Genomic DNA, 11,373 nt, shown 5'->3' with positions numbered 1-11,373 from the left:
GGGATCTTATTCGGTGATCTGGGGCATGCCACCCTTGCTGATCTGGACCGATTTCTTCTCACCGGCGGCATTGGTGTATTCGATGGTGACCGATTCCGGTGTGACGACTTTTGCGAGGTAGTCCTTCTTCGGACCATCCGGAGGAAGGGCGAACGTGGTGTTCTCCTCGACTTTGAATTCCTTGCCGGCATAGCCGACCGCTTCCAGAGAGAGGATGGCGGTGCGGTCATACTTGGCATGCTCGTTCATGCGCTCTTCCGACAACGGCGCGGGATATTCGTAAACGGTGCCCTTCTTGTTCGGGCGCTGGTCCTCGATGCGGACGTAGGTGATCTCCATCTCGACGTTGGTCTTCGGATTCATCTCACGCCTGATCTCTGAACCGAGAAGTTTGAAGCGGTTCAGCATGACACCCTTGGTGAAGAACAATCCACCTGGCGGGATCATGTCGGCCGCACCGGTCTTGTTCACGCCACCCTTGCTGTCGAAGAAGTTGAAAGGGAAGCTTCCGTTGTCACCATAGGTGGGGCGGAGCACCCACTTCAGGCTTTCATCACGGGAGTATTTGAGCTTCGCGATGAGGGAAGGAACCGATTTGGCATTGTTGGGATCGGTCTTTGCCTCGTATTCCTCCTTGTTCGAGAATCCATCCTGGTCGGGATCCCGGTTCGGTGAATCGGCGAAGCCCGGATCGAGGCGGTTCTCAATCCACCAAGTATTCGGAATGGGCGGATGAATCGGCTGGTCGTTGGTTGGGTCGATGGCCACTTCCGGATTGGCGCTGGCAATGAAGAGCGGGATACCGGTGAAAAGATCCACCGGGCGTTCGCCTGCCGCGAGACCCTGACCCACCGTGCGGTCAAGCTGCATGGAAGACTTGGCCTTGGGAATGAGATCGGCATCCTTCACGGCGGCGCTGGTCGCACCAGTCCCCTTGAGTTCGGATCCGAATTCTTCTTCGACCCCCCCGAGTTTGGACCATCCCAAATAGGAAAGGCCTAAGGCGACGGCAACGGCTCCGCCGAGGGCGGCTTTTTCGTAATTCTGTGAAAACCAGGACATGGTTGGAAAATGGGCTTTTGTCTGGATTAAGGAAGTTTCTTCGCAGGAAGGAATTCGAGGAGGTCCAAGCGGAGAAACACTTGCAGCTGCTCGGTTCCAAGCACTTGGGAAAGGATACGGCTGGAATCGGCCGCCGCCGGAGCGGCTGGCGCGGAAGCGTCCGCGGCTGGAGCGGCAGCATCATCACCTGGCAGGACGAAGCCGCCGGAGAATGCCTCACCGCCACCGCTTGCCGGTTTTTCCTCGCCCGCAGGCTTGTCAAACTGGGCATCGGTAGTGCGTGGCGGGTCTTTCTTGATGTTGCCGATGCGCAGGGCGCGGATGACAACGTACTGCTTGTCGATTTTCGAAAGTGCCGACAAGAACTCACGGACTGACTTTTCAGCTCCGGTGAAGGTCAGCTCCATCGGAAACGCCCTTGCGACCGACGCATCAGCCGCCGCGAACGTTTGGTTGTCTTCTTCCGGAAGCGGCTGACGATAGAAGTTTTTCAGCTCGGTGGGTTTTGCTTTCGCGAGGGCGAGCAACAGCGACTTGATGGCACCAAGCTGATAGTTGAGGACACCGGTGTTGTTACCTGAGGCGAGGCTGGTCTTGTATCGCTCGAAGCCCAGGAAAAAGGGCTCGGGAACGACAGTCGCCCCCTCTTCAAAAGCCTTGCGGACTTCCGAGTTCGCCGCGAGCAGCGAGTCGGTGAACTCCTGGGGGCTGACGTTCTTGATTTCCTTCGGGCGGAAGGGTTCGAAATCGGTCTGAAGCGCCTCGACCAGCTTGACATATTCGCCGAGCGCCTTGTTCTTGGCATCCTTGTGCTCGGTTTTCGGGTAGAGCGGAAGCTTTTCAAAGCCGGACGCTTCTTCATACGAAGTGTCGAAATTCTCCTTCGCGGTGTCATATTTGCCCGAGCCGAGCATACCGACAACGAGGAGCACGATCGCTCCGCCGAGGGTTCCGCCGGCGAGGCCTGCGAGAAACTTGTTTTCCTTGATCCAATTCATGATTCAAATGGCAAATGGGTTATCGGGTCGTGATTACTTGATGACGACCTCGCGGGCCAGCGGCAGGGTGATTTCAAAAGGAAGTGCGAGTTCGCCTGCGGCGCCTTGGACGGTGATGTCGAGGATCTTGTTATCAGGAAGCACGGTTTCAGCTCCCTTGGTGTCCTTGGTCTTGAATTGGAACAGGGCCGATTTGTCGCGGAGGTTCTTCAAGAGTTCGGAAACCACGTTCTGACCTTTCGGAGTCTGACGCCAGAAGCCACGGATGCGGACGGCATTGGCGGTTCCGGATGGAGCCGCATCAACCGGCTTCGCGTTACGGGCGGGCCTTTTGCCGGCCTCGGGTTCGTCGGCCCTGACGTCCACCATGGCGGTCTGGCCATAAGCGACGGCTGCGAATTCCGGCTTGATCACCGACTTGCCGCTTTTCGCCTTGGCGGCTCCGGCTTTTCCTGTGGTTTTTTCTACCTCGGCAAGTGGATCGTAACCGCTGAGTGGTTCGATATCCGTCACCCAGACAGCATCGCTGGCGAAAGCACCGCGGACTTCGGCGAGCAGATCGAGCCAGAATGCGTGATCCCTTTCGGCATCGGTATATGCGGTGGCGATTTTACGGAGCGAGTCTTCCCTTTTCAGGAGGGCGGCGATGTCGTTCTTGATGGGAGCCAGGTTGTCCCGGCTGTCGGACATCCGGGTCGCCTCTTCGGCAGCCTTGGAAGCGGCGAGGTTCTGGAAGGCGGCCCAAGCGGCGAAACCACCGAGAAGGATGACCGCCGCGCCGATGAGGAACGGCTTGCGCTTGTCCGCCGCGCGGGCTTGCTCGACCACTTGTGGCACGAGATCGATGCTGATGGCGGCCTTGCCAACGCTACGGAGCCCCAAGCCGACGAGCTCACCCATGAGGTGGCCTTCGCGCTGGATGACCGCGGCATCGACTCCCTTGCCCACCGTGACATTGCGGACGGGATTGAAGTATTCGACAGGCAGGTTGAGCTTCTCCTGGAAGAATTCCAGTGTGTAAGGAAGGTTCGCACCGCCACCGGCGAGAAGGATGCGGCGTGGCGCGCTGCCGCCGTGCTGGCTGCGGTAGTAGTTGGTCGTGCGGGCGATTTCCGCAGGAAGACGGGTGAGGGCGTTGCGGATGACCATCGCAAGAGCGGCGACGGTCTCATCCAGTTGCTCGGTGTGGCCGCCGCCGAGAGCGACGAGTCCGTTGGCGATCTTCTGGTGCTCGGCATCCATGAAGGAGATGCCGTATTCTTTCGCGATCGCCGCGGTGACCGCGCCACCACCGATGGCGATGCTGCGGGTGAAGAAGCGGCGTCCCTCGATGTAAAGCAGGTTGCTGGTTTTGGCTCCGATGTCGATCAGCAGGATCGGCTCATCCGGATTGCCATAGGTGGCGCGGAAGGCGTTGTAGAGAGCCATCGGCGCGACATCGACTTCGGAGGTGCCGAGGCCGCTGTCGTTGACCGAGGTGTTGATCTCATCCAGCGCGTCGGCCTTGATGGCGACGATGACGACTTCCTTCTCATCGGCTCCTTCGATCAACTCGTAGTCCCAAACGACTTCGGCGAGCGGGAAAGGAACATGCTGCTGGGCTTCGAAAGTAACGAGCTGCTCGATGTTGTCATCCTGCAGCGGCGGCAGTTTCACGAAGCGGGTGAAAACCGATTGGCCGGAAATGGCATAACGGGCCTTGGTCTTGCCAACCTTGAGGCGCTGGGCCAGGTCCGCGATGGCGATCCGGATCTGGGATGCCTTCGCGGCCTCCATCGCAGGATCAGCCACGATGGTTTCCGAGTCGTAGGACTTGAGGACTAAGCCGCCGTTTTTCGAGCCTTCGAAAACGGCCATCCCAACGCGTTGAGATCCGATATTAAGTGCGACGGTGGTCTGATTGTCAGCCATGATTCAATGAATGAAGAGAGGAAAATGCCTTGCCGGGTGAAATAACAACAGTGCTCTGCTCAGCGGCGTTCCACGCCCACTTCCGCATAGCGGTCCCACCACATGTTGGCGAACGGTGTTTCCAGCTTCGAGAGAAGCGGCACCGATTCGCTGCGGGAAATCTTGTCCGAGGCGGCGTTCCACCAACCGGCTTTCCCCTTGTTGGTCTCCTCCGCTTTCTTCTCCCCGTTCACGAGCACTTCGTAACCGACGAACTCGACCGCGTTCTTACCGCCTTTATCGGAACCGGTGAGACGCTTGATCGAAGCGGGCGAGAGGTATGCCGAGCAGTAAACTTCCTGCTCCAAGGGGACGTTGACGTGCTCAACCGTCTTGGTGAGAAGCAGGAAGGTGCCCGCCTTATCAGGGTTTTTGACAGCGATATACCACTTGACGGTGATTTTTTCGGCGGTCTTGGAAGGTGGCTCGGGAGCGAGCGAGACTTTCAATTTCGCTTCCATTTCAAGCCAGTCACCCGGCTTGAAGGACTTCTGCTTGCCACCGGAAAATTCAGGGGAAGGAAGATCGTCGAACACAGGCTTCTCGACAACAACCTTGGCGGCTTGGCCAAATGCACTACCTACGGAAAGGGCTGCGACAACTGCAGAAGTGGCGATAAAGGCGGAAAAGCGGGGTAAAATGTTCATGCGGTTCAGGTTTTGAAGGAACCTAGGGAATTCGATTTCGGGTTGACCAGAGAAAATCACGATTTCTCGCAAAATTCCGAACGAAGTAAATACAAGGAGACCTCCCGCAAGCCACAAGCGGTTGACGAACCGCCGTTTGGCACGCATCACTTCTTTCATGGCGAGCGCGAAAATATTGCTGGAAGACGGTCAACCGCGGGTTGTGGGAAGCTTCGGAAGTCTTTCAGATTTACAAAATATTGACAATCACACGGCTCATGAAGCCTGCGATCTCGCGGAAATCCGGCTCGATCTGCTTCAAGCGGATTCTCCAACCGTCCGACCTGAAATGTGGGCACACCTGCGGGGGATTCCGCTGTTGTTCACCGCACGCAGAAAGGAAGAGGGAGGGGCGTCGGACCTCTCGGCCCGCGAACGCATGAACTTGCTGGAAACTTCCTTGGAATCAGCGGCTTGGGTGGATATCGAGGTCGCCAGCATCGCCGAATGCGGAGACATTCTGGCAGAACTCACGGCCAGAAAAATTCCATGGCTGGCTTCTTATCATGATTTTGAGAAACTCCCTGAGACAGCCAGGCTCGAAGAAGCCGCCGCAGCGGCGAAGGCAGCAGGTGCGGCAATGTTCAAGGCTGCGGCGAAAATGGTAACGCCAGCGGATCTCACACGCTTGTCAGAATTCCAGTTGGCCGATCACGGCATCCCCGTCTCGACCATGGGCATGGGACCACTGGCCCCCGTTTCCCGATTGCTTTGCGCCCAGTGCGGCAGTCATTTCAACTATGGTTTCCTCGGAAACACCGCCACCGCACCGGGCCAGTGGGACAGCGCGTTGCTGAAACAAGCGGTTTCCCGGCTGTCGCAATTCCGGATCTAACAATCTCTAACCGATCACCTCCACCGGAGCGTCCGGCAGTGCCTTGAGGAATGCCTGTCCGTAACGTTTGGTCAGAATCCGGTTGTCCAGGATGCACACCAGCCCCTTGTCGCGCTCCGTGCGGATCAGGCGTCCGACCCCCTGCCGCATCTTCAGGATGGCCTCCGGCACCGAATATTCCATGAACGGATTTCCGCCCGCGGCTTCAATGGCTTCCAGCCGCGAGGCGGTCAGCGGATGATCCGGCACCGCGAACGGCAGGCGGGTGACGATGACGTTTGAAAGCGCCTCCCCCGGCACGTCCACCCCTGTCCAAAAGCTGTCGGTCCCAAATAAAACGCTGTGCACGTCGTTGCGGAATTCCTCGATCATGCGATGCCGCGGCATGCCGTCACCCTGAATGAAGATCCGCCAGCGCTGCACCTTGAAAAAATGCTCCAGCCGTTGTGCCGCGTCGCGCATCGTCTTGTAGCTGGTGAAAAGCACGAACGCCCGGCCATCACTCTCCAACAATGAAAGCCTGATGGCTTCGGCCAGAAGTTCGTCATACTGCGGCGTGCCCGGGTCCGGCACGCTCTTGTAGATGCGGATCTGCATCTGCCTCTGGTAGTCGAAAGGACTGCCGATGCACAACGCACGCGCGTTGTCCGCCCCCACCCGGCCACGGAAATAGCCGAGTTTCGGATCGCCCACGCCGAGTGTCGCACTGACCATCACCAGGCTTTTTTTGCCGGTGAAAAGCAGCGGGCGCAGCTTGTCCGCGACTTTCACCGGAGCGGCGTGAAGGCTGAACTGCTGCTCGTCCCTGCCACTGCGCTCCACCCAGTAGACGCTGTCGTCCGCCGCCTGATCCAGAAATGCTCCTACTGATCCATGCGCCTCCCGCAACCGCCGCGACGCATCCTGCAGTTCGGACCGGGTCGTCTCGGACTCCACCTCCGCCGCGAGATTGTCGATCTCCGCCCAGAGATTCCTGAGGGGTGCCGCGAGCGTGTTCGCCACCAGTTCCGGCTGAAGCACGCGGAACTCTTTCGAGAAATTTCCGAACTTCGCCACGTCCCCCACCTGATGGAAAAACCGGTCCGCCGCGACCAAGGCCTCCTCCACGGCCGTCAGGGCCGTTGCCTTCCGGAATGCTTTCAGTAGTCCCTTGCGGGTCCGTGGATGGTAGAGCCGCTGCAGGTCGAAACGGAGGCCGGATTGAGAGACCCGCAGTCCGAGCTGGATCGCCGCGACCTGCTCGATCGTGTGCGCCTCATCAAGCACCGCGAAATCGTTGGGAAAAAGAAAGCCTCCGGTTTTTTTCGCGTCTTCCTCACCGTCCGGCGGCTCGTCCGTATTCAGCAGCGCGAAGAAGAGCGTGTGGTTCACCACGATCAGCTTCGCGTCCGCCGCCGCCTTGCGAGCTTCCTGGAAAAAACAGTTTCCCCGTGGTCCGCAATGCCGGGAAGTGCACAGGTGCGCCTCGCTGCAGACCTGCAGCCACACCTTCATCTGCGGTTGGAAATCCAGATCGCTGAGGGTCCCGTCACGGGTGCCTTCCGCCCACCTGCTGATCGCTTCCAGCTCGTCATTTTCCGAAGCGGTGAAAAGATCCCCCGCCTGCTCGAAAGCACGCCGGAGTCTCAGCGGACAAAGGTAATTCTGGCGGCCTTTCAGCAACACCGCCGGCAATTCCTCGCCCAGGATTTTCCTGACGATCGGAATATCCTTCCTCACCAATTGTTCCTGCAGATTGATGGTATGCGTGGAAATGATTCCTTTCCGCCCCGTCTCCAGTGCGAATCGGGCGGCGGGCAGCAGATACGCCAGGGACTTCCCTACTCCGGTTCCGGCCTCCGCCACCAGAGGATTCGCCGCGATGAGCGACTCAGCCACCGCCACCGCAAGTTCCTGCTGCTGTGGGCGATATTCAAAATCCCTCGATTTCGCCATGGCCCCCTTGCGCGAAAATGCGTCACGCACCGACTCGCTGAAGCCGGGAATGGGGGTGCCTTCGGTGATGGAAATCATCTCCCGGCCATCGCATCCCGCATTGACCCGTCTGCCAAGCACCTTTCACGGCGCGTTCGATTCCCTTTTTTAATTTCGAAAAAATTTATCCACAATTGTCCTGAACGCGACGTCCCGGTCGTCGTATGAATGAAACCTACCCAACCGTCATGGAAAACACCGCCCCATCCCTTGCCGAACGTGAGCTCGCCATCAGCCGCCACATCGCCGCTCCACGTGCGAAAGTCTACCAAGCCTGGACCGATCCCAAGCTGCTCGTGCAATGGTTCACTCCCCCGCCCTATCTCACCGTGCATGCGGAACTTGATGTCCGCCCGGGCGGCTCGAATTACATCGTGATGCGCGGTCCCGATGGAGTGGATGTTCCGAATCGCGGCATCTATCTGGAAGTCGTCGAGAACGAGCGCCTCGTCCTGACGGACGCCTACACGAAGGCATGGGAGCCTTCGGAAAAACCTTTCATCACCATCTGCCTCACCTTCGAGGACGAGGATGGCGGCACCCGCTACACGGCACGGGTGCTCCACTGGACCGCCGCCGACCGCGAGACCCATGAGAAGATGGGCTTCCATGAGGGGTGGGGCATCGCCACCGACCAGTTGGCGGCGCTCGCCATGAAGGCATGAACCATTCTCCATCCACTCTGTCATGATTGCCAAAATCCTGATCGCCCTCGGCGTCATCATTCTCATCTTCGTGATCGTGGTGGCCTCGCGCCCCGCCGATTTCAGCTATCGGCGGACCGCCACCATTTCCGCCCCGCCTTCCGCCGTGTTTCCTCATGTGAACGACCTGCACAAGTGGCAGGCCTGGTCGCCATGGGCGAAGAAAGACCCGGCGGCGAAGAACACCTTCGAAGGTCCGCCCGCGGGCGTTGGCTCATCGATGAGCTGGGCTGGAAACAACGACGTCGGGGAAGGCACCATGAGCGTCACCGGCAGCGAGCCTGACGAATCCGTGCGGTTCAAACTGGAGTTCAGAAAGCCCTTCGCCGGGACGAACTTCGCGGACTTCACTTTCAAGCCGGAAGGAGGTCAAACCGTCGTCACCTGGACGATGACCGGAAAAAACACCTTCTTTTTCAAGGCCTTCAGCCTCTTCGTTGATTGCGACAAGATGATAGGAGGCGACTTCGAAAAGGGGCTGGCGGACCTGAAGAAGATCGTCGAAACTCAAGGTGCCAATTAATCAACCATCATCATGAAACACATAACCAACATTGCCGGAGGATTGCTCGGCGCCGCCTTCGTCGCTTTTTCACTTTTATACTTCTTCAAATTCAGGGGCATTCCTCCCCAGGCGCCGGAAGGATCTCCCATCATGCATTTTTACCAAGCTTTCGGCCCTACCGGCTATATGGACTTCGTCAAGGTCTGTGAACTTATCGGCGGAATATTATGCGCCATTCCCCTTACGCGGAACATCGGGCTGTTGTTCCTGGGACCGGTCATCCTGAACATCATCGCCTACCACGCCTTCGTCGACAGTCCCGCAAGCCTGGTCAATCCGGTCCTGATCCTTTTCTGCCTCCTCGCCGCCTACCTGCTCTGGGCCGCCCGCGCGAAATTCACCGCCCTTCTCAACCACTGAACCACCAACCAAAACCTGATATCATGAAAAACTACGTAGATGGATTTGTCATCCCGGTCCCGAAGGCCAATATCGAGAAATACCGCGTCATCGCGGAAAAGGCCGGAGCCCTCTGGCGCGAACACGGAGCGATCGATTATTTCGAGTGTGTCGGCGACGACCTGGAAGTGGAGAACATGGTGTCGTTCCCCAGACTCGCGAACGCGGGCCCGGAAGACACCGTCGTGTTCGCATGGATCACCTATAGTTCCCGCGAGCATCGTGACGATGTCAATGCCAAGGTCATGGCGGATCCCCGCATGCAGGAAATGATGGATCCCAACGATTCCACCTTCGACTGTTCCAAGATGTCTTACGGAGGCTTCAAGGTCATCGTGAACGCCTGATCAAAACCAAGACCATGAGCACTTCACCCGCAAAATCCCAATACCTCCTGCTTTTCCGTGGCACGAACTGGCACCGCGAGCTTTCCGCCCAGGAGATCCAGGAGATCATGGGCCGCACCAACGCATGGTTCGACGGCCTCGCCCGCGAGGGAAAAGCAAAGGGAGCCCAGCCTCTCGAAGGCGAGGGCAGGACCATCTCCTACAAGAACGGCAACGTCGCGGACGGCCCCTTCACCGAGTCCAAGGAATCCATCGGCGGCTATCTGCTGCTTGAAGTGGAGGATTTCGAGCAAGCAATGGCCATCGCCCGGCAGAACCCGATGATCCCATACGGACTCACCGTCGAGGTCCGCCCTGTCGCGGAAGCCTGCCCCGCGAACAAGATCTACCGCGAAATGGAAGCGGCGGTCTGATGTTTCTCCCTGGAGTGCGGCGGCCGGGTCCGGAACCATTCCGGATCGAATCGCCCCCCGCCCATTGTCTCCCGCCGCCGCACTCTCCCATCAGCAGCATGACCTTCTCCTCATCCTCCCAGGAAATCCCCCGGCTCACCGAACATCTTTTCCGCCAGGAGGCGGGCAAGCTAGTCTCGGCGCTAACGGGCCTCTTCGGCATGGCGCGGCTGCAACTCGCCGAAGACGTGGTGCAGGAGGCGATGATCCGCGCCTTGCAAACCTGGCCCTACCACGGCATCCCGGAAAATCCCGCCGCATGGCTCATGCAGACCGCACGCAACCGTGCGCTTGATATCATCCGCCGGGAAAAATCCTTCCACACCAAGCAACCGGCGATCATCGCCACGCTTGAAAACTGGTCCGGTGATTCGTCTGTGGATTCTCAGCCCCGCTTCGATGACGAGATCAAGGACGACCGCCTGCGTCTCATATTCGCCTGTTGCCACCCGCTGGTTTCCCAGGACGACCAATCCGCGCTCGCGCTCAAAACTCTCTGCGGATTCAGTCCCGGAGAAATCGCCAAAGCCTACATCACCAGCGAGGCGGCCATCGCGAAACGGCTGACACGCGCCCGCCAGAAGATCCGCGACCTCGGGATCCCTTTTGAAATCCCGTCCGGCCCGGACCTCGCACCCCGGCTCGAAAGCGTGCTCCATGTGCTCTATCTTTTGTTCAACGAAGGCTACAAGGCCTCCAGCGGCGACAACCTCATCCGGGAGGATCTCTGCGCCGAAGCCATCGGTCTCACCACACTGCTGGCGGATCATCCCGCCACAAGCCAGCCCCGCACGCACGCGCTGCTCGCCCTGATGCTGCTGAATGCCGCGCGCCTCCCCGGACGTCTGGACCCACAAGGCGGACTTCTCCGCCTCGCCGATCAGGACCGCGGCACCTGGCACCGCCCGATGATCGCGCAAGGGCTTCACCATCTCACTCTCTCCGCCGAGGGCGACAGCCTGAGCGAATACCATTTGCAGGCCATCATCGCCGCCAGCCACGCCACCGCCGGCGACGACGCGTCCACCGACTGGCCCGGCATTCTCAACCGCTACGACCAGTGGCTCGGGATCAACGACTCTCCCATCATCGCCCTGAACCGCGCGGTCGCCGTCGCGAAGGTCCGGGGCCCTGCCGCCGGAATCGAGGCGGTCGAGGCCATCCGGAACCGCAAACCGTTGGAAAACTATTATCTCATCCACGCCGTGCTGGGTGAATTCGAGGCCCAGCTTGGAAACTACCAGACCGCCGTCCGCCATCTCCAGAAAGCGCTCGATCTGGCCGAGGTGAAATCCGAACAATCCTTTCTTCTGAAACAGCTTCAAGGCTACGAAGCCCACCCCTCGTGACCCCGCCTCACCCGTTCAGGGTATCGACACGAGATCGTCATGCCGTGCTTGT

At 59.1% G+C, this 11,373-nt stretch carries 12 protein-coding genes; 7 read left to right on the top strand and 5 right to left on the bottom strand.

Annotated features, from left to right (window positions below; all coding sequences use genetic code 11):
- Nucleotides 1–6: 6 nt before the first annotated feature.
- The 4 genes from JIN84_RS14755 to JIN84_RS14740 are packed head-to-tail and all read right to left on the bottom strand — an operon-like array spanning nt 7 to nt 4,816.
- Nucleotides 7–1,062, bottom strand: a complete 1,056-nt coding sequence (locus JIN84_RS14755; protein ID WP_200351807.1) for an Amuc_1099 family pilus-like system protein — start codon at nt 1,060–1,062, stop codon at nt 7–9.
- A gap of 26 nt (nt 1,063–1,088) precedes the next feature.
- A complete protein-coding gene (locus JIN84_RS14750; RefSeq protein WP_200351806.1) occupies nt 1,089–2,060 on the bottom strand; it encodes an Amuc_1100 family pilus-like protein in 972 nt (323 codons plus the stop codon).
- A gap of 33 nt (nt 2,061–2,093) precedes the next feature.
- Nucleotides 2,094–3,971: an Amuc_1101 family PilM-like pilus complex protein gene (gene mul2B, locus JIN84_RS14745; protein ID WP_200351805.1), complete on the bottom strand. Its 1,878-nt coding sequence runs from the start codon at nt 3,969–3,971 to the stop codon at nt 2,094–2,096.
- Nucleotides 3,972–4,030: 59 nt separating this feature from the next.
- Nucleotides 4,031–4,816, bottom strand: a complete 786-nt coding sequence (locus JIN84_RS14740; protein WP_200351804.1) for an Amuc_1102 family pilus-like protein — start codon at nt 4,814–4,816, stop codon at nt 4,031–4,033.
- Here JIN84_RS14740 and JIN84_RS14735 point away from each other — a divergent pair.
- Entirely contained in the window at nt 4,815–5,531 is a 717-nt protein-coding gene (locus JIN84_RS14735) for a type I 3-dehydroquinate dehydratase (protein WP_200351803.1), read from the top strand. The two genes, JIN84_RS14740 and JIN84_RS14735, sit on opposite strands and share 2 nt — an antisense overlap.
- A 6-nt stretch (nt 5,532–5,537) precedes the next feature.
- On the opposite strand, the gene JIN84_RS14730 is transcribed toward JIN84_RS14735, so the two are convergent.
- On the bottom strand, nt 5,538–7,544 hold the full coding sequence (locus tag JIN84_RS14730; protein WP_200351802.1) for an ATP-dependent DNA helicase: 2,007 nt from the start codon (nt 7,542–7,544) through the stop codon (nt 5,538–5,540).
- 125 nt (nt 7,545–7,669) lie between these two features.
- On the opposite strand from JIN84_RS14730, the gene JIN84_RS14725 reads away from it, so the two are divergent.
- The 6 genes from JIN84_RS14725 to JIN84_RS14700 all read left to right on the top strand — a co-directional run bounded on the left by JIN84_RS14725 (nt 7,670) and on the right by JIN84_RS14700 (nt 11,321).
- Nucleotides 7,670–8,170 carry an SRPBCC family protein gene (locus JIN84_RS14725; protein ID WP_200351801.1) on the top strand — a complete coding sequence of 167 codons (501 nt, stop codon included), beginning with the start codon at nt 7,670–7,672 and terminating at the stop codon, nt 8,168–8,170.
- 22 nt (nt 8,171–8,192) lie between these two features.
- Entirely contained in the window at nt 8,193–8,732 is a 540-nt protein-coding gene (locus JIN84_RS14720; RefSeq protein ID WP_200351800.1) for an SRPBCC family protein, read from the top strand.
- Between the two features lie 12 nt (nt 8,733–8,744).
- On the top strand, nt 8,745–9,134 hold the full coding sequence (locus JIN84_RS14715; RefSeq protein ID WP_200351799.1) for a hypothetical protein: 390 nt from the start codon (nt 8,745–8,747) through the stop codon (nt 9,132–9,134).
- Nucleotides 9,135–9,157: 23 nt separating this feature from the next.
- Nucleotides 9,158–9,520, top strand: coding sequence for a DUF1428 domain-containing protein (locus JIN84_RS14710; RefSeq protein ID WP_200351798.1), 363 nt, complete (start codon nt 9,158–9,160; stop codon nt 9,518–9,520).
- Between the two features lie 14 nt (nt 9,521–9,534).
- Entirely contained in the window at nt 9,535–9,933 is a 399-nt protein-coding gene (locus JIN84_RS14705) for a YciI family protein (protein ID WP_200351797.1), read from the top strand.
- A gap of 98 nt (nt 9,934–10,031) precedes the next feature.
- Complete coding sequence (locus JIN84_RS14700) at nt 10,032–11,321, top strand: RNA polymerase sigma factor (protein WP_200351796.1); 1,290 nt, start codon at nt 10,032–10,034, stop codon at nt 11,319–11,321.
- The last annotated feature ends 52 nt before the right edge of the window (nt 11,322–11,373 follow it).

The organism is Luteolibacter yonseiensis (assembly GCF_016595465.1).
Lineage (GTDB): Bacteria > Verrucomicrobiota > Verrucomicrobiia > Verrucomicrobiales > Akkermansiaceae > Luteolibacter > Luteolibacter yonseiensis.
The sequence above is the reverse complement of the archived record's forward strand: the minus strand, read 5'-3'. Positions and strand labels throughout refer to the sequence as shown.